Genomic DNA, 23,464 nt, shown 5'->3' with positions numbered 1-23,464 from the left:
GTCAGCCGCCGGAGAGAAGGTGCGGCACCCGGTCGAACATGCCGAGCGTGAACGCGATCGCCTCGGACATCATCCAGTTGCCGCAGACGACCAGGGCGAGGGCGACGGCGATCGCCTTGGGTACGAAGGACAGCGTCACCTCCTGGATCTGCGTGATCGACTGCAGCAGTGAGATCGCGAAGCCGACGACGAGGGCGGTCACCAGCAGCGGGGCGGCGAGCTTCGCGGCGATGAGGAGGCCCTGCATCGCGATGTCCAGGACCGCTTCGGGGGTCATCCGGTGACCCCGTAGCTCTCGACCAGCGTGCGCAGGATCAGACCCCACCCGTCGACGAGGATGAACAGCAGGATTTTGAAGGGCAGGGAGATCATCACCGGCGGGAGCATCATCATTCCCATCGACATCAGCGCCGCGGCCACGACGAGATCGATCACCAGGAACGGCACGAAGATGACGAAGCCGATGATGAAGGCGGCCCGCAGCTCCGAGATCATGAAGGCGGGGATGAGCGTCTGCAGCGGCACGTCCTCGGGCGCAGCGGGGTTCTCGAACGAGGCGAACCTCGTCATGAGGGCGAGGTCCTCCTCGCGCGTGTAGGCGAGCATCCACGTGCGCAGCGGGTCGGCGCCCAGCGCGACGGCGTCGGTGAATGTCAGGCCGCCGTCGACGTAGGGCTGCACCGCGACGGCGTTGATGTCGGTGAGCACCGGCCACATGATGAACAGCGACAGGAACAGCGCCAGCCCCGACAGCACCTGGTTCGGCGGGATCGTCGGCAGCGAGAGCGCGTTGCGGGTCATCGCGAGCACCACGAAGATCTTCGTGAACGACGACATCATCAGCAGCAGCGCGGGGGCGACCGACAGCAGCGTGATGCCGATGAGGGTGAGGATCGACGCCGAGGGTGTGCCGTCGATGCCGTTGATGTCGACGGACACGCCGCCGGTCGTGGGGGGCGTGGGCTCCACGACGTCGGCGTAGGCGGGCGTCGCGCCCAGGGGGAGCAGCAGCGCTGCGGCGACGAGGGCGAAGGCGATGAGCGACAGCAGCCACCACGGCGACCGCCGGATGCCGGTCATGCTCCCAGTGCCCGGCGCAGCGCCTGTGCGGCGGTGCGTGCAGGGGGAGCGGGCCGGCCCATGGCGCGGCCCGACAGGGTGTTCGTCGACATGCTGCGCAGCTCGGCGCGCCGCAGCGGCAGGGGCGGGGGGAGCTCGCGGCCGTCGGCCCGGTCGGTCGCGGCGGCGTCGGCCGGCTGCGCGGCGGGCGCCGGAAGCCGGTCGATGACCGACAGGCCGCCCTCGGTCACGCCGAGCACGTAGCGCGAGCCTTCGACGTCGACCACGACCAGCTGCGACTTGGCGCCGAGGGTCTGCTTCGCGATGACGCGGATGGGCTGGACGGCCGCCCGGCCGGCGGAACCGCGAGCCATGCGGCGCTGGATGAACCAGAGCGCGCCGAGCACCGCGGCGAGGGAGACGACGACGCGGAGCGCGAGGAGGAGATCGTCCAGCTCAGACCTCGGCGTTCTCGATGATGCGCGTGATGCGTACGGCGTAGTCCTGATCGACGACGACGATCTCGCCGTGCGCGATGAGGCGCCCGTTGAGCTTGACGTCCGCGGGAGCCCCGGCGGAGCGGTCGAGCTCGACGATGCGGCCGGGTTCCAGATCGAGCACGTCCCGCACGGTCATGCGGGTGCGGCCGACCTCGACCGTGAGGTCCATCTCGACGCCCGCGATGCGCTGCAGGCGGCGCGGCGACGCCGTGCGCGAGTGCGTCACGCGCACGGCCAGCCGGCCGATCGTGTGCTCGTCGGCGTCGACGAGGTCGAATACCTGCGCGGAGGGGTGGGCGAAGAGGGCGGACGCGTCGCCGATGACGGGGGCCCCGAGCACGCACGGGCCGAAGGCGGTCGCCGCCGCTTCGAGGGCGTCGTGCAGGCGCTCGGTCAGGGGAGCGTGGGGGCTGCCGTCGACGAGGACGGACTCATCGAAGATCAGCACGGCCAGGGCGGCGCTGGTGTCGCCGACCGACGACACCATGACGGCGTCTCCGGTCTCGCTGGACACCGCCGCGGGGCGCAGGTTGGTGCGCCCCGCCGTCGGCAGACGGTCGGCGAAGGCGGCGGCTGCGGCGAACTCATGGGCGGTGGTGCTGGTCATTTCGTTTCCTCGGCGAGGGAGTGGGACAGAGGGGAGGAGGTGACGACACAGGCCAGCCGTGCGCCGTTGGCGCCGACCGCGGCGGCGGCGACGACCTGGTCGCCGACGGCGAGGTCGAGGGGGCGATCCTGCCCGTGCGGCAGCGGGATCACATCGCCGACGGCGAGGGTGAGCACCTCGCTGGGCTTCATGCCCCGCGGTGCCAGGCGCAGGGTGAGCTCGACCGGCGTGTCCTCGACGTGGCGACGCACCAGCGCGGGGTCGGCGACGGCGTCGGGCGCCGAGGCCGTGTGCGACAGACGCTCCAGCAGGGGCATCGCGGGCAGCGCGACGCTCGCCGTCTCGGTGCGGTCGGCGAACCGCATCGAGAAGCGGGCGACCACGATGAGGTCCTGTGCCGAGGCGACCTGGGCGAACGCAGCGTTGTACTGCACCGTGCTCACCGTGAACTCATGCGGCAGCAGGGCTCCCAGCGCCCCCCGCAGGTGCCCGAGCGTCTCGTCCATGAGCGAGCGCAGCAGCGCCTGCTCCACGGCGGTGAGCCCCCGGGCGTCGACGCGGCTGGAGCCGTCGCCGCCGAGCATCTTGACGATCCACGACAGGGCCGTGTGCAGGGGGAACTCCACGATGCCGCGGTCGTCCGAGCCTTCGGCGGCGCACACCACGAGCGTCGTCGTGGGCGGCACGGTCGCCACGTACTCGTCGTACGTCTCCAGGGTGACCCGCTCCACGGCGATGTGGGCACGCAGGCGGGTCTTGGAGGTGAGCTGGATGGCCCACTGGCGCGCGAAGACGTCGAACGCGCCCGCGAGAGCCCGAGTGTGCTCGCGCGACAGCGCGGCGGGGCGGCCGAAGTCGTAGCGCTCCGGGCCCCCCGGGTCGGACGCGGCGCCCGCGCGGTCGTCGTTGTGCACGAGAAGGACTATCGGGCGACGACCGCCGCGCGTAAGGGGTGCCGCGTCACTGCGGGGAGTGCGCCGCCGCCACCTGCGGCAGCAGGGCGCGCACCGCGTCATCGGCACCCGACAGCACGACGATGTCCACGCGCCTGTTGGCCGCCATCGCGCTCTCGCTCCACCCCTCGGCCAGAGGCCGCGAAGCGCCGAATCCGACCGAGGTGATGCGCTCGCCGCCCACGGCCTGGTCTTCGACGAGGTAGCGCAGCACACCGGAGGAGCGGGCGGAGGAGAGCTCCCAGTTGTCGGCGAACGGGGCCATCGGCACCCGGTGGTCGGCGTGGCCCTCGACGGAGATCTGGTGGGGGACGGTGGCGAGCACTGCGCCGGTGGCATCCAGCACCGCGCGCGCCTTGTCGCTGAGGTCCGCGCTGTTCGTGGCGAAGAACGTCTCGGCGCTGATCAGCCCGATCGTCAGGCCACGGTCGTCGATCGTGAAGGTGGCCGCGTCGCCGAGCCCTCGCGCGTCCAGTGCCTCCTGCAACCGGGTGCGCAGGTCGAGGAGGGTCTGGTACTCGGCTTCTGCTCCCAGCTCCACCGGCGAGGGCACGGGCTGCACCGCGGTGAAGCCCTCCCCGGCCTCGTCGAGCAGCTCCGGAGGCACGATGACGCCCTCCGAGACGTCGGTGGCTTCTGAGACCTCGGCGCCGAAGCCCGTCGCGAGCGACGACCGCAGGGCCTCGAACTTGTCCTGGTCCACCGTCGACATCGCGAACATCACGATGAACATGCACATCAGCACGGTGACCATGTCGAGGTAGGACGCCATCCAGCGTTCGTCGGGGCCGTCGTGACCCTGCACCGGAATGCGTCGACGCGGTCGCACGCTCACGGGGTCTCGTCTGCGCTCACGGCCGACTTCTGCGCGCGCCGCCCTGACTTCGAGGGCGCCTCGGGGGCGAGCGCCCGCATGCGCTCCTCCACAAGGTGCGGGGGGCTGCCTGATTGCACGGCCAGCATCCCCTCCGTCAGCAGGGTCATCCGGTCGATCTCGATCTCGGTCAGACGCTGCAGCCGGGTGCCGATCGGCAGCCAGATGAAGTTCGCCGACAGCAGGCCCCAGAGGGTGGCGACGAAGGCCGCGGCGATGAGTGGCCCCAGGGTGTCGGGCTGGTCGAGCTTCTCGAGCACGTGGGTGAGCGAGATGACGGTGCCGACGATCCCCACGGTAGGGGCGTAGCCGCCGAGGGTCGTGTAGAAGCGTGCGGCGGTGCGGCGGCGCGAGGCGGTGGTCGCCACCTGGTCTTCCATGACGACGCGCAGGTCGTCGGCATCCGTTCCGTCGGCGATGTTCTGCAGCGCCTGGCGGATGAACGGGTCGTCCTCGTCCGCGACGGCGTTCTCGAGGGCGAGCAGGCCCTGCATGCGCGCCGTCTCGGCGTAGCCGACGACCTTCGTGATGAGGTCGTCGGTCGACCCCTTGAGCCCGCGGAAGGCGCGGGGGAGGGCGCGCACCGCTTCGCGTGCGTCGGCGACCGTGCCGCCGGCGATGCCGATGGCGATCGTCGCGCCGAAGACCAGCACCATGGGCGCCGGCAGCAGCAGCGCGCTCACGTGCGCGCCTTCGAGGCTGATCATTGCCAGCAGCGCACCGAACGCGATGGCGACGCCGATCAGCAGGGACGGGTCCATCAGTCGCCACCCTCTGGGGCGCGTCGGTCCGCGGCGGTAGCCAGCACCCTGGCGCGGAACTCCACGACGCTCTCGATGACGGCATCCATCGATTCGGCGACGACGAACGTGGCGCCGTCGACGAGGACGAGCGTCGTGTCGGGGGTCTCCTGGATGCGCTCGATGAGGTCGGGGTTGACGGCGAATCGCACCCGGTTCAGACGCGTGAGGACGATCATGCGACTTCCTCCTCCTGGGCGCGTCTGGGCGGTGCGGGCGTTGTCCGACCGGGCGGCTTGCGCCGTCGGCCGTCGAAGGGACTGTCGGCCGGCGGCGCGCATCCGTTAGGCGCGCGCCGCCGCCGGCGTCGTCATCGCTTGAGGTTGGTCAGCTCCTGCAGCACCTCATCGCTCGTGGTGATGATGCGCGCGTTGGCCTGGAAGCCCCGCTGGGCGACGATGAGGTTCGTGAACTCCTGCGAGAGGTCGACGTTCGACATCTCCAGCGAGCCACTGGCGAGGTCGCCGAAGCCGTCGGCGCCCGCGGCGCCCACGGCGGGCGCTCCGGAGTTGGCGCCGGCGCGGTACTGCGACGAGCCGGTCTTCTCCAGCCCCTCGGGGTTGTCGAAGGCTGCCAGGGCGACCTGCGCCAGCACGTCGGACGCGCCGTTGCTGAACGACCCGATCAGGCTGCCGTCCGACGAGATCGTGTACGACACCAGGCTGCCGGGGGCGCGTCCGTCCTGACCGGTGAGAGCGACCGTGCGCAGATCTGCGAACCCGGTCACCTCGGACAGGTCGACGGCGACGCCGCCGCTGGTGATCGAGGCCGCACTGGTCGGCTTGCCGTCCGCGAACGCGAGCGACGTGGTCGCCACGCCGTCGGTGACATCCCAGCCCGCGCCGGTGCGGGTGAAGGTGAGCGCCAGCTGGCGGGCCGAGCCCTGGGCGTCGTAGACGGTGATGTCGCGGACGAGCTGCTCGCCGACCGCGGCGTCGGACGGCAGGTTGCCCTTCACGCTGGCCGAGCCGGTCGCCTGGGCGGGCGAGGTGGCGCCCACGGGCAGCGAGATGTCGCCGACGGGGCTGCCGGTCGTGATGACGCCGTCCGTCGCTGTCCACCCCTGCACGCGCGCTCCGTCGGCGCTGACCATGCGACCGGAGGCGTCGAACGAGAACGCACCGTTGCGCGTGTAGAGCGTCTCGGCCCCGTTGCGCACGACGAAGAACCCGTCGCCGGCGATCATGAGGTCGGTGGCCACGCCCGTCGCCTGGCGGGACCCCTGGGTGAAGTTCGTGCGGATGCCGGCGACCTGCGTGCCCAGCCCCACCTGTGCGGCGTTCGTGCCGCCGGCGTCGGCCTGCGGAGTGCGCGAGTTCTGGACGATCTGCGACAGCGTGTCCTGGAACTGGACGGACCCGGCCTTGAACCCGACGGTGTTGACGTTCGCGATGTTGTTACCTGTGACGTCGAGCATGGTCTGGTGCGAGCGGAGGCCGGAGATCCCGGCGTAGAGCGAACGGAGCATGAGAAGCCCTTCTGGAGGTGGTTTCAGGAAGCGGTGACGCCAGAGACGGCGTCGAGGGGCACGGAGGCGTCGCCGATGGTGACGGTGGGCACGCCCTGTTCGAACGAGACCTTGGAGACCAGGCCCGACTGGGTGATGCCGTCGGCGTCGACGTACGACGCGTGCTGCCCGACGAGGGCGGCCGCGGCCTGGCGCATGCTCAGGGCGAAGCTCTCGCTGAAGCTGTCGGAGAGGGCGGTGAGCTGCTCCATCATGGCCAGCTGCGTGGTCTGCGACATCATCTCGTTGGTGTCCAGAGGAGAGCTCGGGTCCTGGTTCTTCATCTGCGTCACCAGCAGATGCAGGAAGACCTCGCTGTCCAGGCTCTGCTTGGGTGCGGTGGGGAGGGAGGTCGTGGCCGCCGATGACACGGCGCCGACGGGATCGATGGGGGGCATGGCTCTTCTCCGGTCAGGCGAACAGGTCGATGCCCGAACCGGGCACGGGGGGAGCAGGGGGCGCGGGCGGGGCATCGGCGGCGGGCTGGCGGCTGCCGTGCGGCGGGGCATCGGGTCGCGGGTCCTGCGGGCCGGTCGACCCCGAACCCGACGCGGACCCGCCGGACCATGCGCCGGACTGACCCTGCGTTCCGCCACCCGCGGAGGTGTCTGCCGAGGCGAGCAGCAGCGACGCGTTCGGAACGAGCGCCGCGAGGTCGCGCCGCAGGTCGACCAGCAGGGCGCGCAGGGCCTCGCGGCCCATGTCCGACGGCGAGGCGAGTTCGAGCGTGAGGGACGACCCGGAGATCTGGGCGGTCACCGTGATGGGGCCCAGGTTCTCGGGCGACACCCGCAGCGTGAGGGTGTGCTGCCCGTCGCCCGCGCGCGCCAGTGAGAGCACGGGGGCGGTGATCTGCTGGGCCAGGGGGGTACGTGCGGGGGATGCGGTCGCCGCCGCCGGCGGTGGCGCGGCGACCTGGTCGGCGGAACCGGAGGCAGCGGCGGCGCTCGCGGCGGCTGCAACGGCCGCGTCGGCACCGGCGGTGCCACCCGATGCCGCGGAGGGTGCGGCGGGAGCCGCGACCGACCGCAGCGCCGCGGCCGGCGAGGCGGCTGCGGTCGGCGCGGATGTCGAGGCGGACGCCGGCGTGGATGCCACGGCGAACGGCGGGGCGGATGCCGCTGTGGACGCGGTGGCGAAGAGGGTCGACGCCGCATCACCCATGGCGGCGACCGCGGGGGTCGCGGCGCTGCCCCGCGCCGCGGAGGGCATGACCGCGGCGAAGAGGGCCGCCGGCGTGACCGCGGCCGCCGCAGGGGCGGCCTGAGCCTCCGGCACCACGCGGCGGATCGTCTGGATGTCGGCGTCGGTGAGGTAGTTGTTGCGCAGCTCGACGTTCTTTCCGGGGCTCGGCGCGTGGATGATCTTGCCGTCACCGGCATAGATGACGATGTGCTTCTCGCCGTTGGTGACGAGCAGGTCACCCGGCCGTGCCTCGGCGAGGGACGGGATCTCGACGCCGATGTCGGCCTGGTCCTGCACGACCCGCGGCGCGTCGATGCCGAGGTCGGCGAGCACCCGCTGCACCAGCCCGGAGCAGTCCATGCCCGTGGCATCCTCACCGCCGAAGACATAAGGGACGCCGAGGTACTTCTTGGCCTGGGCGACGACGTCGTCGCCGGTGACGGTGCCGTCGGGCAGTGCCATGGTGCTGCGGACCTGCTCGAGCGCCGAGGCGAAAGTGCCGGCGCTCGCGCTCGCGCTCGCGCCCGTGGCCGAGGCTCCGGCGGCGTTCAGCATGGCCGGTTCCGTTGACAGTGACCGGATCCGCTGTTCGATCTCGTCGATGCGCGCAAGCGCCGTGACAACGCTCATGACGTCTCCTGGGTCGGGGGTCTGACGGCGATCTCGTCGAGTTCCGCCTGCTCGACGCGCAGCTGGTGGGCCCGCTCGCGTTCGGCGTGGGCATCGGCGAGGCGCGCGAGTCCGCGCTGATCGATGCGGGTGGCGGCGTGTAGTGCGCGCGCGTCGTCGACGGTGGTCCGCTGCAGGGCGCCGAGGACGGCGAGGTCGGCCAGCTGGCCGCGTGAGGCCACGCGGGCGGCGGCGAGGGCGGCCAGGGCGCGGACGTCCACGGCGACGTCGGATGTGCTCGATAGGGCGGCGCGCAGCTCGCGCTCGCGTGCCTGCGTGCGGGTGTGCTCGAGCGCCGCGCGCGACAGGTGCTCGGCGGCGGCCCGCTCCTGCAGGCCGCGCACGCGCAGCAGGCCCGCCAGCCGGAACGGGCGGCTCACGAGATGTCCCCGAATGCCGCCACCAGCGACCGCAGGCGCTGCCAGGAGTCCTCTGCCGAGGCCTGTTCGTCCAGGGACTGGGTGAGGAACCGGTCGAGGGCGCGCTGGTGGGTGATCGCGGCATCCACCCGGGCGTCGGCCCCGGCCTGGTAGGCGCCGATGCCGATGAGGTCGTGCGCGTCGCGCCGCGCGGCGAGCACGGTGCGCAGCGTCGCGGCCAGCTGCTGCTGCTCGGACGAGGTGACTTTGGCCGCCAGGCGCGACACCGAGCCGAGCACGTCGATGGCGGGGTGGTGGCCGGTGATGGCGAGCGAGCGGTCCAGCACGATGTGGCCGTCGAGGATCGAGCGGACGGTGTCGGCGACCGGCTCGTTGTGGTCGTCGCCGTCGACGAGCACCGTGTACACCCCGGTGATCGAACCCTGCCGGTCGTTGCCGGCCCGCTCCAGCAGCTTCGCCAGCACGGGGAAGGTCGACGGCGGGTAGCCGCGGGTGGCCGGCGGCTCGCCGGCGGCCAGCCCGATCTCGCGCTGCGCCATCGCCACGCGGGTCAGCGAGTCCATCATGAGCATGACGTCCACGCCGTCGTCGCGGAACGCCTCGGCGATGCGCGTGGCGGTGAACGCCGCACGCAGGCGCGCCATGGCGGGCTGGTCCGACGTGGACACCACCACGACCGAGCGCGCGAGCCCCGCCTCGTCGAGGTCGTCCTCGATGAACTCGCGCACCTCGCGGCCGCGCTCGCCGACGAGGGCGATGACGTTCACGTCGGCGGCCGAGCCGCGGGCGATCATCGACAGCAGCGATGATTTGCCCACGCCGGACCCGGCGAACAGGCCCATCCGCTGACCGCGGCCCATCGGGCTGAGGGTGTCGATGGCGCGCACGCCCGAGGCCAGCGGCGACGCGATGCGTGCCCGCTCCATGACCGGAGGGGCGTCGTGGTCGAGGGTGACGCGGCGGGCCTCGAGGGGTCCTCGGCCGTCGAGCGGGCGGCCGAGGCCGTCGATGATGCGCCCGAGCACCGGGGAGCCCACCGGCACGCGGAGCCGACCCGAGGCCACCGTCGCGCGCTCGCCCACGCGCATGCCGCTCGTCGCCGACAGCGGCATGCACCGCAGGGTCCCCTCCTCCGCGGCCACGACCTCGGCGTCGACGTCGCCGGCGATCGTGACGACGTCGCCCACGGCCGCGCCGAGCCCGCGCACCTCGATGCTGAGCCCGAGGATGCGCGAGACGCTCCCCGAGCGCTCGGGGAGCGCGGCCTCGAGGACCGCCGACCACCGGCTCATCCCGCCACCTCCGCCAGCGTCGCCCGCGCCCTGGCGAGGGCGGTCGCTACGCGCAGGTCCACCTCGCCGTCGCGGAAGCGCACGACGGCGTCGCCGGGCGAGAGCTCCGCGGAGGCCTCGAACCGGGCGCCCTCGGGGCGCTCCGCTCCCAGCCGGTCGAGCGTCGCGAGGTCGCGGGGGCTGAGCACGACGACCGCCGCGTCGTCGGGTGCGATGCTCGCGTGGGCCCGCGACGACGCGGTGAGGGCCGAGCGCGTCGATTCGGAGATCTCGGCGGCGAGGATCGTCTCGGCGAGTTCGACGGCCAGGCGCATCACGTGCTCCTCGCTGGACGCGGCGACGGCGTCGGCACGGGCGGTGAAGGATGCCGCAGCGCGCTCGAGGGCGGCGAAGGCGGCCGCTGCCGCGGCGCGCATCTCGTCGTGCTGCGCGCGGCGTTCGCGCGCCGCACGCTCGGCGTCGCGTTCGGCCGCCGCTGCCGCGGCGCGCATGCCCTCGGCGTACCCCATCGCATGACCGCGCCGGCGTGCGCTCTCGCGGTCGGTGTGCTCGGCGGGTCCGGACAGCCGCGGGATGTGCAGCGGGCTGAAGGCGTCAGGAGACATACTCGTCCTCGTCGGCGCGCTGCACGCGGATGTCGCCGGTGGCCTCGAGGGCGCGGATGGTGCGCACGATCTCGGCCCTGGCCTCCTCGGCCTGCGACACGCGCACCGGCCCGAGGGCCTGCGCCTCCTCGTCGAGGGTCTCCCGGTTGCGCTCGGACATGTTGCGCCGGATGATCGCCGCGACGGCGGGCGGGGCGCCCTTCAGCGCCAGGGCAAGCGTTCGGATCTCGATGCCGCGCAGCACCCGCTGCGTATCGCGGTCGTCGAGCACCACGATGTCGGCGAAGGTGAACATGCGCGAGCGGATGTCCTCGGCGAGGTCGCTGTCGAGGGCCTCGAGGTTGGCCAGCAGCGCCTTCTCGACGGCCGCGTCCGAACGGTTGATGATGTCGACGAGCGGCTGCACGCCACCCAGCACGTCGGGGGCGTCGCGCGTGGCGAACGCGCCCGAGCGGGCACGCAGCGCCTCGGCCACGATCGCCACGGCATCCTGCGAGGCGGTCCCCATCGTCGCGATCGCGTGGGCGACGTCGGTGCGCACCGGGTCGGAGAGCTCCGCCAGCACCGAGGCGGCGCGGTCGACGGGGAGGTGGGCGAGCACGAGGGCGATGGTCTGCGGCAGCTCGCCGTCGACCGCGCTGGCGATCTGGGCCGGTTCGACCGCGATGAGGAAGTCGAAGGACGAGCCCGTCATCGCCGAGGAGACCTTCGTGAGCACCCCGGCGGCACGGTCGGTGCCGAAAGACGCCTCGAGCAGGCCCGCCGCGATGTCGCGGCCACCGCGTGCAGGGGGCAGATGCCCCTGCACGATGCGGTGGAAGTCCGATAGGGCTCGCGCGGTGGTCTCGGCATCCAGACTGTGCAGCCGGATGATCTCAGCGGCGATCCCCTCGGCCTCGGGCTCGGTGAGGTGCTTCATCACCTCGATGGCGAGGGCGCGGTCGAGGTTCATCATCACGATCGCGGCGGTCTGGGTGCCGTTGAGGGTGGTCATGCGTCCTGCCTGTCCCGCATGAGGCTGCGCAGCAGGTCGGCCGTGCGAGCGGGGTCCCGGCGCGCGAAGTCGCCGAGCTCGGCGCGGCGGCGGTCGAGGGTCATCTGGGTGGGCTCCGGCTCGGGGTCGGGCTCGAAGTCGAGGAGCGGCAGCGGCACCGTTGGTGCCTCCAGTTGCGGGGAGGCGCCGTGCACGATCGCGCCGAACGGGTCGGCGACGGGGTCGAGCTGCAGCGGCGCGACGGTGGACTGCGCCGCCCACGCCGCACGCGAGCGCCGCCGCGTGACGGTGATGCCGGTGATGGCGGCGAGGATGAGCACGAGGATGATCGCGCCCACGATGAGTGCGGTGCGCATCATCTCGCCCTGACGCTCTGCCTCTTCCGCCTGCCGCGCGGCATCCAGCGCCGCCTGGGCGGCGGTCGCGTCGGCGTCGCTGAATGTGACGAGCTCCACCGTCAGGTCGTCGCCGCGGCCGGGGACGATCCCCGCCGCCGACGCCACGAGCGCCTCGAGCTGGTCGACGTCGACTGCTCCGGCCGCGCTTTCGTCGACGGCGACGGCCACGGTCTGCCGCCGCAGGGAACCAGCGGGGGTGGTGGTGCTCTCGACGGACTTGTTCACGACGTTGTTGCGGGTGGACTGGGTGGATTCGTACGTACCCGCGCCGCCCTGCGCTGCCGCGGCGGCTTCCGCCCCCAGCACTCCCGTGCCCGCTGCCGGTCCGCTGTAGGTCTCGGTGCTGGTCTGCTCGTTGGTCGAGGCGTCGCCCTCGACGGGCGTGTAGGTCTCGTCGACCCGCTGGCTCGTGGCCTGGTCCATCTCGGCCGCGACGGTGACGGTGGCGTTGCCGGCTCCGACGACGGTGTCGAGCATCTGCTGGATGCTGGCGGTGAGGCGGGTCTCATAGGCCCCGGCCTGCTCGCCGGCGCCCCCTCCCGATCCGGCGCCCACGGCCGAGAGCGTGTGCCCGGCCTGGTCGATGACGGCGACGTTCTCGGGCTTCATGCCGCTGACCGAGGCGGAGGTGAGGTGGATGATGGCATCGACCTGGGTGGACGACAGTGTGGAGCGGTCGGCGGTCTCGATGAAGACGGACGCCGTCGGGTCGATGGTCTGCGACACGAAGACGCTCTCTTCGGGGATTGCGAGCTGCACCGATGCCGCCGACACCCCCTCCAGCGCCGAGATCGTGCGGGCGAGCTCGCCCTCGATCGCGCGCTTGTAGGTGACCGACTGCTGGAACTCGGAACTGGTGACGCCCATCTCGTCCAGCAGGGTGTAGCCGTTGGATCCGGCGCTGGGCAGCCCCGACACGGCGGCGGCGAGACGCTGCTCGTAGACGACGGATTCCGGAACGAGCACGGTGGATCCGCCGTCGGTGAGCTCGTACCCCACTGACGACGCCCGCAGCTGCTCGACCACGGCGCTGGCGTCGGCGGCGCTCAGCCCGGTGAACAGCGGGGTGAGGGTAGGTCGGGCGAGCCAGCTGCCGATCGCGAACGCCCCCATGACGAGCGCGGCGATGCCGATGAGGGCGATCGTGCGCTGCGCCACCGTGAACGAGGCCACCGCGTCACGAAGGCGGGTGAAGAGGGAGGAGACCGCTGTAGGCATCAGGCCTGCATCCGCATGATCTCGTTGAAGGCGTCGACGCCCTTGTTGCGCACGGCGGCGACGAGCTCGAGGGTGACCGACGCACGGGACGACGCGATCATGGCGGAGTGGATGTCGTCGAGGTCGCCCGTCACGGCGGCGACGGCCAGCTCGTTCGAGGTGGACTGCAGGGCGCGCAGCTCATCGACGGCGCCGGTGATGCTCTGGGCGAAGGCGCCGTCCCCTGTGGGCGACGTGGTGGTCGGCGCGACGGGGAGGGGGATCGACGCCGCGATGGCGTCGATGGAGGGGATCGAGGGCATCAGCGGCGTCCGATCTGCAGGGCGGCCTCATAGGTGGCCTTGGCGCGGTCGACCACGGCGGCACTGGCCTGATAGCCGCGCTGGGCCATGATCAGGTGGCCCATCTGCTCGCCGAGGTCGATGTCGGGGTAGCGCACATACCCGTCGGCGTCGGCCAGCGGGTGGGTGGGCTCGTGGACGAGCCGACCCTCGCCGTCGCCGAACTCGGCGCCGACGACCCGCACGCCCCCGCCGTCGCCGTCGGCCTGCACGGCGACGTAGCGCTGCCGGAACGCGGCGTCGTCGGTGGACGTCGCCGTGTTGATGTTGGCGATGTTGTCGCTCAGCGCGTCGAGCCAGGTGCGGTGGGCGGCGAGCCCGGAGCCGGCGATGCCGATGGCGTCGAAGGTCATGACGTCCTCAGTGCGGTCTGCACGGAGCTGAACGTGCCACCCACCGCCTGCGAGGCGAACTGGTAGCGCAGCACCGTGTCGATGTTGGACAGGGTCTCGGTGTCGAGGTTCACGTTGTTGCCGTTGAGCCGCGTGGCGGCGCGCGACTCGGTCACGGCGGGGGCGACGTCGCCGTCGCCGCGTGCCACCGAGGCGGCGAGGGCATGCTCGAAGGCCACGACCTTCGCCCGGTATCCCGAGGTGTTGACGTTGGCGATGTTGTCGGCGATGGCGCGCTGGCGCTGCGAGAGTCCGTCAAGCGCACTGGTGAGCGCGGTGGTGGTCACTGAATCGAACACGAAAGCCGTTTCCGTCGACGGTTGACGTGGCCGATCCGTGGCCGGGGGAGTGAGCGATCCGTGCTCAGCAACACCTATCGGCCGCGCCGGCGCCGCCGTTAGCCGTTGACGTCGACGTATGCGGCGGCGTCGCCCCGAAGCGCGGGGACCATGTCGATCGCGTCGAGGTGCGCGCGGGTCGCCGCGAGCTCCTCACGCAGGCGCGTCATGCGCTGCTCCTGCCGCTCCACGAGCCGTGTCGCGCGCTCGACGAGCTCGGCGGGCAGGGGCGCGGGCTGCAGGATCGGGGTCCAGGACGCCGGATCGCTCGCGGTCTCGTCGAGATCCCGCTCGAAACGCTCCAGCAGCGCCCGCCACGCGGCATCCGATCTCATGAGACCGACACCGTCGCCGACGCTGCGGCGTGCCACGCCTCGTGGAGGGGCGCGATGAGCTCCCGGCACTCGCGCGAGCGCTCGGGGTCCCGGCCGATGTTGGCGCCGATCAGGGTGCGCGTCAGATAGGCGTACAGCGCTTGCAGTTCGGCGCTTCCCGACCACGTGGCGGAGAGGGACGAGGAGAGTTCGGCGATGATGCTCTGCGCGTGCTGCAGCCCGTCGTTGGCCGTCTCCCAATCGCCCGCGCGCTGGGCGGTCTCGGCCCGTGCCACATCGAGCAGCAGCCGGTCGTACAGCATGGTGACCAGGCGCTCGGGGCTCGCCGAGAGGATCGCCTCTTCGCGGTAGCGCTGCTGGGCTTTCAGTGCGGTGTTCACGAGCGGCCTCCGCCGGAGTTGGTGGGCAGGCTCGCCAGCTGCGAGGAGAGGTAGGACGACTGGGATTGCAGACGGGAGAGCATCGTCTCGAGCGACGCGTACGTGCGCTCGAGCGTCGCCCGCCGCTGGTCCAGTCGCAGGTCCCAGCGTTCGAGCTGGTCGGACATGCGGGTGACTTCGCTCTGCTGTCCCGTGATGCGCGCGGTCAGCAGGCCGTCGTATTTGTCGGAGTACTGCTCGCTCACCTGCTGCACGCGGGCGGCGACGCCCGCGAACATCGCCCCGGCCGCGGCGGGGTCGGCGTCGAGGGCGGCGAGGAACTTCTTCTCGTCGAACGAGAGCACGCCATAGCGGTCGACCGAGATGCCGATAGTCGAGGGCGATGCGCCGTCGATGGGGAGCTGCACGGCGTCGGTGAGCGCCTGCCGCAGCGCGCGCACGGTGCTGTCGCCCGTGAAGACGCCGAGGGTCGTGGTGCCTCCCGCCCCGGTGGGGGTGGTCGCGGCGGATCCCTTCGCGATGCCCGAGAGTGCGGCGGCGATCTGGCCGACGAGGTCGCCGGCGGCCTTGGCACGGGCCGCAGGGTCGGCGGCGACGGAGAGCGTTACCGGCGCCGAGTCGGCCTTCGAGACCGTGACGTCCACGCCCGCGAAGAGGTCGGTGAAGGTGTTCTTCGCCGAGGTGACGACCTGCTCCGCGGCCGTTCCTGCCCACAGGCGCACCTGCGCGTCGGCGCCCTGGGTGACGACCGCGGCGCCCGGTTCGCCCGCGAGGTCGGTGGCGGTGCCCGCAGCCACGGCGGTGGCGTCGCCGAGGTGCACGCGGAATGCGGCCTGGGCTCCGGTCTCGGAGGCGGCGATCTGCAGCCGGGAGAGCGGCTGCCCGCTGCCGTCGGTGCCGGCCGAGACGGCGGAGGCGACGATTCCGGCACCGGAGGCGTTGAGGGCTCGGGCCACGTCGGCGGGCGATGACGAGTCGGGGCGAATCTCCACGAGCTCACCTGAGGCGTTCTCGACCGTGAGGACGAGCGGGCCGGCGCCGAGGTCGATCAGCGCGCGGCTGACGACGGTATGCGCCGTGGCGGTGCGGTCCACCACGATCTGGGTGGAGACGGCGGTGGCTCCGGGCTTCGCGACGAGTGTGACCGACGGCTCGGAGCTGGTCGCCTTCACGTGGGCGATGGCGGCGGCGCCGGTGGCATCCTTCGCGCTCGTCAGGAGCTTCTGCAAGGCGGTGTTGAGGGACTGCAGCTGCGTGATGACCAGCTTGCGGTCGTCGGACTTCGCGGTCAGCAGTGTGCGGGGGATCGCCTCGACGTCCATCAGCGCATCGATGATCGCGGTGGTGTCGAGGCCGGAGGCGAGGCCGTCGAACGAGAGACCCATGCGCTCCCCTTCCTGTCGCAGGTGCGGACGCCGGAGAATCCCGAGCTGTCCGCAGATGCCTATCGGCAGGAGCTGCGCGTCGGTTAGACGCCGGCGGGGACGCGTCCGGACGGGCCGGTCGCGACGATGCGCGAGAAGTACGCCTCGCGGGTGGACTCCGACACCCGGGAGCTGGGGGCGGCGCCGTCATCCTCGTGGAACCGCTCCATCGCGTCGCGCAGCAGCCGCACGGCCTCGGCCCGCTGCTGCGAGACCGCGGAGTGGCTGACGCCCAGCTCCTCGGCGATCTCCTTCACCGGTCGCTCGTGAACGTAGACCGCTTCGACGATGGCCCGCATGCGCTCGGGGAGCGCCGCCACGGCCCGCGTGAGCAGCTCGCGCCGCTCCTGCAGCGCTGCCGACTCGTCGGGGAGCGCGATGGTGGCGGGCACGTTCAGCGCCGACGGATCGTCGAGGCTCGTGACGGTGCGGGCGGCGTCGTGGAGCGACTCGACCACCGATTCCCGTGACAGCGCCATGGTCGTGGCGATCTCGTCGGGCGTGGCGGTGCGGCCGAGCGCGGAGGTGAGCGTCTCGCGGACGGCGGTGACTTCCTTGATGCGCTTGCGAATGCCGCGGCTGGCCCAGTCCATCGAGCGCATCTCGTCCGCGAACGCACCCAAGATGCGGCGACGCGCGTAGGCGCCGAAGGGCACCCCGAGGGTGGGATCGAAGGCCTCGGCGGCCGTGACGAGGGCGAGGGCGCCGACCGCCGCGAGCTCTTCGAGCGATACGTGGGTGGCCCGTGCGTGCAGATCGCGGGCGAGATATCCCACGAGCGGGAGGTTCTCCTCGATGAGCCGGTTACGCTCTTCGCGGTTGTGCATGCGCATTTCGCGCCTCTCTGACTGTGCTCACGCGTCGCTGTGGGGGGACTGGGGGAGCCGAACCTATCCATCACCTATGCGGCGATTATGAGAAACCTCTCACGAAAATCGCGATTACGCCACGACCATCTCGGCCGATAAGGAAAAACAAGCCGCTGAGCGCGGAAAACAACGGGTGCGCAGTCTGGGGAGACACGCTGCGACCGTGGCCGGTGGCCGGAGAATTCGGGGGAGACGACGTGGGAGCGAACGAGTTGTCGATGCAGCTCTGGCAGGAGAGGGAGCTGCTGGAACTGCTGCTGTTCAAGCTCGAGGAGCAGCGCCTGCTGCTCGAAGCGGGCGGCATCAGGTGGATCCATTTCGCCACCCGCGAGATCGAGCAGGTGCTCGAGCAGCTGCGCGTGTCGGGGCTTGGGCGCGACGTCGAGGTCTCGTCCGTGGGACGCGAGTGGGGTGTGCCGGATGCCGCGACGCTGGCAGAGCTGATCGATGCCGCCCCGTCGGACGCTTGGCGTGAGGTCTTCGCCGACCACCGCGTGGCACTGACGGCCCGCATGACGGAGGTCGCGCAGCTCAAGGACTCGAACGAGGTCCACCTGCGCGCCGGCGCGCGCGCGGTCGAAGAGATGCTGGCCGGCCTCGCCGCCAGCACCGGCGAGTACACCACACGCGGCGATCGGGTTCGAGAAGACACCGCCCGCCTCGTTGACAAGCAGATGTGAGGACGGCGCAATGTCGACATTCAGTGGTGTGAACACGGCGTACAGCGCCCTGGCGGCCGCGCGCCGCGGCATGGACCTGGTGGGGCAGAACATCGCCAACCAGTCCACGCAGGGCTACACGCGCCAGCGCCTGGAGACCTCCGCCGTCAGCGCCGTCGCGGTCGCGGGAAAGTTCGCCGTCGGCGTGCAGCCCGGGCAGGGGGTCTCGGTCGACGGGATCGCGCGTCTGGGCGACGGCGTGCTCGACGCCCGCGTGCGCGACACGCTCGCCTCGTCGGGGTACTGGTCCACCCGGGCGAGCGCCGCCCTGTCCGCTGAGGCCACGCTGGCCGAGCCGACTGCGAACGGGCTCTCGGACCGGCTGGCGCGGTTCTGGGCCGGGTGGCAGGATCTGTCGAACTCGCCGGATTCCACGGCCGCGGCCGCCGTGGTGCTCACCGGTGCCGAGACGCTGGTCGCGCAGATCGCCGACGGCTACCGCGGCGTCGCGAAGCAGTGGTCCGACGCACGCAGCGCCGCCGGTGTGATGGTCTCGCAGGTCAATGCCGCCGCCGCGGAGATCGCCGAGCTCAACGGTGCGATCCGCGACACGCTGGCATCCGGCGGATCGGCGAACGAACTCGTCGACCGGCGCAACGTCCTCGCGCAGGGCGTCGCCCGCCTCTCTGGGGCCGTGGGCACGATCGAGCGGGACGGGACGATGACGGTGCGGCTCGACGGCAACGCGCTCGTCTCCGGAGCCGACGCGCGGCGCCTGACCCTCGACGGCCCCCCCTCGATCGAGGCGGGCGCACCGACGACCGCCCGCTGGGAGGGCGGTTCGGCCGTCGCGGTGTCCAGCGGCGAGCTGGGAGGCCTGCTCTCGGTGCTCGCACCCGCGGACGAGGGCGGCGTGCTGTCGGGGCTTGCGCAGTCGCACAACGCCCTGGCGACGGCGCTCGCCGATGCCGTCAACGCCCAGCACCGGCAGGGGACGACCGCCGCCGGCGCACCCGGCGGAGACTTCTTCTCGCTCGCGGCGGGCGCTCCCGCCGGGCTCGGCCTGACCGTCGTCCCCACCGGTCGCAGCGACCTGGCGCTCGCCGCCCCCGGGGCCGGAGCCCTCGACGGCGGCAACGCCGTCGCGATGGCCGCCATCGGGGAGCGCGCGGACGGACCCGACGCCTTGTGGACCGATGTGGTCTCGCGCCTGGCGGTCTCCACGGCCGCCGACGTCGGCCGCGCGAGCAGGGCGGAGACCGGCGCGGTGGCGGCCGTCGCGGCCCAGCAGTCGGTCGCCGGCGTCGACACCGACGAGGAGACGGTCAACCTGCTGATGTACCAGACGGCGTATCAGGCCGCCGCCCGCGTCATGACCGCCGTCGACGAAGCCCTCGACGTGCTCATCAACCGCACCGGCCTCGTCGGCCGCTGACCCCAGGAGCAGCATGATCACCCGAGTGACGTCGCAGGCGATGACGCAGACCGCGCTGCGCAACCTCCAGAACGGTCTCGGCGACCTCGCCCGGCTGCAGGCTCAGGCGACGTCGCAACGTGCGTTCGCCGCTCCGTCCGACAACCCCGCGGCCGCCGCCGCGACGCTCGACCTGCACGCGGCGCAGCGCCGCACCGACCAGTACGCGCGCAACATCAACGACGGGCTCGCGTGGGTGACGACGGTGGACAACGCCATCGCGGCATCCACCTCGCTCCTGGGGCGCGTGCGCGACCTGACGCTGCAGGGCGCCAACACGGGAGCGATGGATGCGACCTCGCGAGAGGCGATCGCCGTCGAGCTCGAAGGGCTGCGCAGCGAGCTGCTCTCCCAGGCCAACACGACCGTGCTCGGCCGGTCGGTCTTCGCCGGCACCTCCGACCGCCCGGCGTTCTCGGCGGACTATTCCTTCACCGGCGTCGCCGGTGCCGAGGTGCACCGCCGGGTCTCGGACGGGCAGACCGTGCGCGTCGACGCGGACGGCGCAGAGGTCTTCGGGCAGGGAGCGGGGTCGGTCTTCGCTCTCGTGGATGCCATCGTCGGCGACCTGCGCTCGGGCGTCAACGTGGGTTCGCGCCTCGGCCAGATCGACACGAGGCTCGACACTATGCTCGGGGTGCAGGGCGCGGTGGGCGCCCGGCAGTCGCAGATCGAGCGGGCCAAGGAGGCCACATTGGATGCCACGGTCTCGCTCGAGGCGCGGCGCGCAGCGGTGGAGGACGTCGACACCGTCGAGGTGCTCGTCAAGCTCCGCGCGCAGGAGCTCGTCTACCAGTCCGCGCTCGCCGTGACCGGCCGCGTCCTGCAGCCGACGCTGATGGAGTTCCTCCGATGAGCGCTGCCGTCCGCTTCGTCGCGCCCCCGCCGGGCCTCGCGCCGCACACGACGTTCACCCTCGACCCCGTGTCGGGATCGGGCGGGCTCTTCGCGCTGCGCGCGGTGCAGGACCCCGACGTTCGCCTCTTCGTCGTGGACCCTGGCGCGGTCGTGCCGGACTACGCGCCGGTGCTCTCCGACAGCCAGGCCACCGGGTTGGGACTGCGGTCGGCCGACGACGCCCAGCTGCTGGTCGTCGCGCACATGACCGATGAGGGCATCGGGGTGAACCTGCTGGCGCCCGTCGTGCTCAATCGGCACACCGGCGATGCCGCGCAGTTCATCCTCGAGGGCCAGGACCTGCCCGTGCGCGCTCTCCTGGCCTGACGCGGTCTACGCCGCGACGAGCGCGGCGCGACGGCCGCGCGTGTGCGGCCGTGCCGAGTTGATCGCCGAGAGGTACCGGCCCTTGTGCCCGGTGCGGATGCCGGTGGCGCTCGGCTTGTTCTCGTAGACGCCGGCGGCCCAGTTGCCCTCGACGAGCACGGGGCCTTCAGGCGTGACGGCGATGTCCCAGCCGACGTACCGCACCTGCGGCACGATGCGCGCGACGCGGTCGACGAAGGCGATCACCTCGTCGAACATCGGCAGCTGGAAGTCGGAGATGCGGATGCCGCTGTCGGGGTGGGTCTCGTAGACCCGGTTGTGGGAGTCGTACCCGGCGCCCGTGGCCCGGCCGGATTCGTCGAGCATGGCGTAGAAGCCGCCGAAGCTGTTCTGGTCGCTGACGGCGCCGCGGCCGAATTTCTGCGCCATCGCGAGGATGTGGGTGGTCTCGCCGTCGAAGAACGCCGTGACCCGCGTGGTGTGGACGGTGCCGGGGCAGAGCGCCGCCAGCTGGTCATGCTGGCCGATGACCTGCTCGACGAGGATCTCGCCGCGAGCGAGCAGTCCGCGGTGAAACGCCGGCCAGTCGTCGACGGCGGCCACGTGGTAGCGGTGCACCCCGCGGCCCTGGTGCCCGAGGGGCTCCTTCGTCACGATCGTGCCGTGGCGCAGGGCGAAGGTGCGGAGGGCCTCGGCGTTGCCCGGCTCGATGACCATCCACTCGCGGTGCAGGTGGGTGGCGAAGGTGCGGTTGAACTGCACCTTGTCGTGGAACACGTGGCGATAGGCCGGATCGTCGAAGGTGAGCGACAGCCGGTTCGAGACCGGATTGGTCATGTAGGTGGCGCGCTCCTCGCGGGTGAGGATCGCGAAGTCGTAGTCGATGTAGTCCTGGAATCCGACGCCGCGGAAGCCCGCCTGCCACAGCATGTCCAGCACGACGGCGGGGGTGCGCCGGCCGTGGCGGGACGCGGCCGCGCGAGCCCGCGTGAGCAGCGAAGTGACGTCGACGCGCAGCACTCGTCCGGCGAGGTAGCTCAAGCGGGGTCCGAGGTGGGGAACGGACGTCATGGTTGCTCCAGTGGGGTCGTGGGTGGTGTCAGCCGGCCCCCTCACGAGGAGGAGCCCCGAGCCACTCGGCGCGGGGCTCCTCCCAGTGATGAGTGCTCAGCGCAGCAGCTGCAGAACGCCCTGCGTGGACTGGTTCGCCTGCGCGAGCATGGCGGTGCCGGCCTGCGACAGGATGTTCGACGCGGTGTACTTGACCATCTCCGACGCCATGTCGGTGTCGGTGATGCGGCTCTTCGCGGCCGACAGGTTCTCGGCCGAGACGGCGAGGCTGTTGATCGTCGACTCGAAGCGGTTCTGCGCCGCACCGAGCTCGGAGCGACCCTTCGACACCGCCGTGATGGCCGTGTCGAGCAGGCCGATGGTGGTCGCTGCGGAGGTGGCGTCCTTCACATCGAAGCCGGCGGCCTCCGTGGCGACACCCGTGCCGAACGTGACGACACCAGTCAGCGCCGTACCGAGGTTGAGCATCTCGACATTGATCTGAGATGCGGCGTCGCCGTCCGAACCGACCTGGAAGGTCAGGCTGGCGGGCCCGGGGGTCGCGCCGGCCTGGAACAGGTTGATGCCGTTGAAGTTGGTCGACTCCGCGATGCGCGACAGCTCCGCGCCCAGCTGGTCGGCCTCGGTCTTGATCGCAAGCCGCGACTCGGCGTTGTTCGAGTCGTTGCCGCCCTGGACGGCGAGGTCGCGCATGCGCTGGAGGATCGAGTGGACCTCCGTCAGGGCGCCTTCCGCGGTCTGGATGACCGAGATGCCGTCCTGTGCGTTGCGCTGGGCGACGTTGAGGCCGTTGACCTGGGACTTCAGTCCCTCCGAGATCGCGAGGCCGGCGGCGTCGTCCGCGGCACGGTTGATGCGCAGACCGCTCGAGAGCTTCTCGAGCGACTTCGAGAGGTCGTTCTGCGTGCTGGACAGGTTGCGGTAGGCGTTGAGCGCCGACACGTTGGTGGTGATCTGCATTCCCATGGTGTTCCTCCGTGAGTGGGGATGTTGCGAAGCCCGTCGTGGGCTCCGGAGTCCATCCGTGGACTCCTGCACTGCGCTATCGACCGCGGCAACGCCTCGGTTAGATGCAGAGGGTTCTCCGGCCAAGTTGAGAACGATTATCAGTAGCCCGTACACTGGGTACATGACGACCCGCAAGACGCTTCCTGCAGCCGCGCTCGGTGCGGCATCCGTCCTCCTTCTCGCCGGCTGCTCCGGCACCGCCACCGATGGCGCGGCGACGGACGACGGCGCGCTGCAGGTGGTCGCGTCGACGAGCGTGTACGGGCAGATCGTTGAGGAGATCGGCGGGGATGCCGTCGAGGTCACCTCGATCGTGTCGTCGGCGTCGCAGGACCCGCACGCATACGAGGCGAGCGCCCGGGATCAGCTGGCGATCCAGCGCGCCGACCTCATCATCGAGAACGGCGGGGGATACGACCCCTTCGTCGACGCGCTGATCGACGCGAGCGGGGTGGACGTCCCCGTCGTGACTGCGGTGCAGCACTCGGCCGACTGGCCGGGCGGCGACGGGCACGACGCCGAGGCCACGGACGCGCAAGAGCACGGCGATCACGACCACGTCGAGGGCTTCAACGAGCACGTCTGGTACGACCCTCACACCATGGAGCACGTCGCCGAGGACATCGCCGCCGCGCTCACCGAGCTGCGTCCGGATGACGCGGCGATCTTCGAAGAGAACCTGGCCGACTTCTCCGGGCAGATCGCCCGGCTCCAGCTCGAGCTCTCCGACCTCGCGGTCATGCACGAGGGCGAAGGGGCGTTCGTGACAGAACCGGCTCCTGTCTACCTCGCGCTCGCCGCCGGGCTGGTCGACCTCACGCCGCCGGCATTCAGCGAGGCGGTCGAAGAGGGGCAAGACGTGCCGCCCGCCACCCTGCTCGCTGCCCTCGACGTCATCGCCTCGGGCG

General features: G+C 71.6%; 30 protein-coding genes. 5 read left to right on the top strand and 25 right to left on the bottom strand.

The annotated features are described in order from the left end of the window. Position 1: 1 nt before the first annotated feature. The 23 genes from fliQ to NQ160_RS03105 form a co-directional block, all read right to left on the bottom strand. A complete protein-coding gene (gene fliQ / locus NQ160_RS03215; protein WP_257513801.1) occupies positions 2-277 on the bottom strand; it encodes a flagellar biosynthesis protein FliQ in 276 nt (91 codons plus the stop codon). Continuing rightward, complete coding sequence (gene fliP / locus NQ160_RS03210; RefSeq protein ID WP_257513800.1) at positions 274-1,080, bottom strand: flagellar type III secretion system pore protein FliP; 807 nt, start codon at positions 1,078-1,080, stop codon at positions 274-276. The genes fliQ and fliP overlap by 4 nt, the downstream gene beginning before the upstream one ends. Beyond that, positions 1,077-1,466: a flagellar biosynthetic protein FliO gene (locus NQ160_RS03205; protein WP_257513799.1), complete on the bottom strand. Its 390-nt coding sequence runs from the start codon at positions 1,464-1,466 to the stop codon at positions 1,077-1,079. The genes fliP and NQ160_RS03205 overlap by 4 nt, the downstream gene beginning before the upstream one ends. Positions 1,467-1,515: 49 nt before the next feature. Next, entirely contained in the window at positions 1,516-2,166 is a 651-nt protein-coding gene (gene fliN / locus NQ160_RS03200; RefSeq protein ID WP_257513798.1) for a flagellar motor switch protein FliN, read from the bottom strand. Then, positions 2,163-3,080, bottom strand: coding sequence for a flagellar motor switch protein FliM (locus tag NQ160_RS03195; protein ID WP_257513797.1), 918 nt, complete (start codon positions 3,078-3,080; stop codon positions 2,163-2,165). The genes fliN and NQ160_RS03195 overlap by 4 nt, the downstream gene beginning before the upstream one ends. 46 nt (positions 3,081-3,126) lie before the next feature. Next, entirely contained in the window at positions 3,127-3,954 is an 828-nt protein-coding gene (locus tag NQ160_RS24830) for a flagellar motor protein MotB (protein WP_257513796.1), read from the bottom strand. Next, positions 3,951-4,754, bottom strand: a complete 804-nt coding sequence (locus NQ160_RS03185) for a motility protein A (protein WP_257513795.1) — start codon at positions 4,752-4,754, stop codon at positions 3,951-3,953. The genes NQ160_RS24830 and NQ160_RS03185 overlap by 4 nt, the downstream gene beginning before the upstream one ends. After that, positions 4,754-4,972 carry a flagellar FlbD family protein gene (locus tag NQ160_RS03180; RefSeq protein WP_257513794.1) on the bottom strand — a complete coding sequence of 73 codons (219 nt, stop codon included), beginning with the start codon at positions 4,970-4,972 and terminating at the stop codon, positions 4,754-4,756. Before NQ160_RS03180 ends, NQ160_RS03185 begins: the two co-directional genes overlap by 1 nt. Before the next feature lie 131 nt (positions 4,973-5,103). Continuing rightward, complete coding sequence (locus tag NQ160_RS03175; protein ID WP_257513793.1) at positions 5,104-6,261, bottom strand: flagellar hook protein FlgE; 1,158 nt, start codon at positions 6,259-6,261, stop codon at positions 5,104-5,106. Positions 6,262-6,284: 23 nt separating this feature from the next. After that, entirely contained in the window at positions 6,285-6,698 is a 414-nt protein-coding gene (locus tag NQ160_RS03170) for a flagellar hook assembly protein FlgD (RefSeq protein WP_257513792.1), read from the bottom strand. A 13-nt stretch (positions 6,699-6,711) separates the two neighbouring features. Then, complete coding sequence (locus NQ160_RS03165) at positions 6,712-8,115, bottom strand: NlpC/P60 family protein (RefSeq protein WP_257513791.1); 1,404 nt, start codon at positions 8,113-8,115, stop codon at positions 6,712-6,714. Then, positions 8,112-8,534: a hypothetical protein gene (locus NQ160_RS03160; protein ID WP_257513790.1), complete on the bottom strand. Its 423-nt coding sequence runs from the start codon at positions 8,532-8,534 to the stop codon at positions 8,112-8,114. Before NQ160_RS03160 ends, NQ160_RS03165 begins: the two co-directional genes overlap by 4 nt. Then, positions 8,531-9,826, bottom strand: a complete 1,296-nt coding sequence (locus NQ160_RS03155; protein WP_257513789.1) for a FliI/YscN family ATPase — start codon at positions 9,824-9,826, stop codon at positions 8,531-8,533. Before NQ160_RS03155 ends, NQ160_RS03160 begins: the two co-directional genes overlap by 4 nt. Beyond that, a complete protein-coding gene (locus NQ160_RS03150) occupies positions 9,823-10,431 on the bottom strand; it encodes a FliH/SctL family protein (RefSeq protein ID WP_257513788.1) in 609 nt (202 codons plus the stop codon). Before NQ160_RS03150 ends, NQ160_RS03155 begins: the two co-directional genes overlap by 4 nt. Continuing rightward, entirely contained in the window at positions 10,421-11,425 is a 1,005-nt protein-coding gene (gene fliG / locus NQ160_RS03145; RefSeq protein WP_257513787.1) for a flagellar motor switch protein FliG, read from the bottom strand. The genes NQ160_RS03150 and fliG overlap by 11 nt, the downstream gene beginning before the upstream one ends. Then, on the bottom strand, positions 11,422-13,041 hold the full coding sequence (gene fliF, locus NQ160_RS03140) for a flagellar basal-body MS-ring/collar protein FliF (RefSeq protein WP_257513786.1): 1,620 nt from the start codon (positions 13,039-13,041) through the stop codon (positions 11,422-11,424). Before fliF ends, fliG begins: the two co-directional genes overlap by 4 nt. Then, positions 13,041-13,343 (bottom strand): flagellar hook-basal body complex protein FliE, encoded by a 303-nt coding sequence (gene fliE, locus NQ160_RS03135; protein ID WP_257513785.1) that lies wholly within the window; start codon positions 13,341-13,343, stop codon positions 13,041-13,043. The genes fliF and fliE overlap by 1 nt, the downstream gene beginning before the upstream one ends. Next, positions 13,343-13,735, bottom strand: a complete 393-nt coding sequence (locus NQ160_RS03130) for a flagellar basal body rod protein FlgC (RefSeq protein WP_257513784.1) — start codon at positions 13,733-13,735, stop codon at positions 13,343-13,345. The genes fliE and NQ160_RS03130 overlap by 1 nt, the downstream gene beginning before the upstream one ends. Then, entirely contained in the window at positions 13,732-14,073 is a 342-nt protein-coding gene (locus NQ160_RS03125; RefSeq protein ID WP_257513783.1) for a flagellar basal body rod protein FlgB, read from the bottom strand. Before NQ160_RS03125 ends, NQ160_RS03130 begins: the two co-directional genes overlap by 4 nt. A gap of 98 nt (positions 14,074-14,171) precedes the next feature. Next, positions 14,172-14,447 carry a hypothetical protein gene (locus tag NQ160_RS03120; RefSeq protein ID WP_257513782.1) on the bottom strand — a complete coding sequence of 92 codons (276 nt, stop codon included), beginning with the start codon at positions 14,445-14,447 and terminating at the stop codon, positions 14,172-14,174. After that, complete coding sequence (gene fliS / locus NQ160_RS03115) at positions 14,444-14,827, bottom strand: flagellar export chaperone FliS (RefSeq protein ID WP_257513781.1); 384 nt, start codon at positions 14,825-14,827, stop codon at positions 14,444-14,446. Before fliS ends, NQ160_RS03120 begins: the two co-directional genes overlap by 4 nt. Then, the gene (gene fliD, locus NQ160_RS03110) at positions 14,824-16,212 is read right to left on the bottom strand and encodes a flagellar filament capping protein FliD (protein WP_257513780.1); all 1,389 of its coding nucleotides are present in this window, start codon (positions 16,210-16,212) and stop codon (positions 14,824-14,826) included. Before fliD ends, fliS begins: the two co-directional genes overlap by 4 nt. Before the next feature lie 83 nt (positions 16,213-16,295). Then, positions 16,296-17,078, bottom strand: coding sequence for a sigma-70 family RNA polymerase sigma factor (locus tag NQ160_RS03105; RefSeq protein WP_257513810.1), 783 nt, complete (start codon positions 17,076-17,078; stop codon positions 16,296-16,298). A 260-nt stretch (positions 17,079-17,338) separates the two neighbouring features. Here NQ160_RS03105 and flgN point away from each other — a divergent pair, with 260 nt between their 5' ends. Genes flgN through NQ160_RS03085 form a run of 4 tightly spaced genes read left to right on the top strand, consistent with a single transcriptional unit; the run spans position 17,339 to position 20,477 of the window. Beyond that, on the top strand, positions 17,339-17,800 hold the full coding sequence (gene flgN, locus NQ160_RS03100; RefSeq protein WP_257513779.1) for a flagellar export chaperone FlgN: 462 nt from the start codon (positions 17,339-17,341) through the stop codon (positions 17,798-17,800). Positions 17,801-17,810: 10 nt separating this feature from the next. After that, positions 17,811-19,214: a flagellar hook-associated protein FlgK gene (flgK, locus tag NQ160_RS03095; RefSeq protein ID WP_257513778.1), complete on the top strand. Its 1,404-nt coding sequence runs from the start codon at positions 17,811-17,813 to the stop codon at positions 19,212-19,214. A 13-nt stretch (positions 19,215-19,227) separates the two neighbouring features. Next, the gene (flgL, locus tag NQ160_RS03090; RefSeq protein ID WP_257513777.1) at positions 19,228-20,109 is read left to right on the top strand and encodes a flagellar hook-associated protein FlgL; all 882 of its coding nucleotides are present in this window, start codon (positions 19,228-19,230) and stop codon (positions 20,107-20,109) included. Next, positions 20,106-20,477 carry a flagellar assembly protein FliW gene (locus NQ160_RS03085; RefSeq protein WP_257513776.1) on the top strand — a complete coding sequence of 124 codons (372 nt, stop codon included), beginning with the start codon at positions 20,106-20,108 and terminating at the stop codon, positions 20,475-20,477. Before flgL ends, NQ160_RS03085 begins: the two co-directional genes overlap by 4 nt. A 6-nt stretch (positions 20,478-20,483) precedes the next feature. Here the strand turns inward: NQ160_RS03085 and NQ160_RS03080 are convergent, their stop codons facing one another. Beyond that, the gene (locus tag NQ160_RS03080) at positions 20,484-21,548 is read right to left on the bottom strand and encodes a sugar-transfer associated ATP-grasp domain-containing protein (protein WP_257513775.1); all 1,065 of its coding nucleotides are present in this window, start codon (positions 21,546-21,548) and stop codon (positions 20,484-20,486) included. Between the two features lie 96 nt (positions 21,549-21,644). Beyond that, complete coding sequence (locus NQ160_RS03075) at positions 21,645-22,514, bottom strand: flagellin N-terminal helical domain-containing protein (protein ID WP_257513774.1); 870 nt, start codon at positions 22,512-22,514, stop codon at positions 21,645-21,647. Positions 22,515-22,677: 163 nt separating this feature from the next. Between NQ160_RS03075 and NQ160_RS03070 the strand changes: the two genes are divergently transcribed. Beyond that, positions 22,678-23,464, top strand: a 787-nt coding sequence (locus NQ160_RS03070; RefSeq protein WP_257513773.1) for a metal ABC transporter substrate-binding protein, incomplete at its 3' end; no start/stop codon positions are given.

The sequence above is a fragment of the Microbacterium sp. zg.Y909 genome (assembly GCF_024626565.1).
This window is presented reverse-complemented; position numbering and strand designations above follow the sequence as displayed.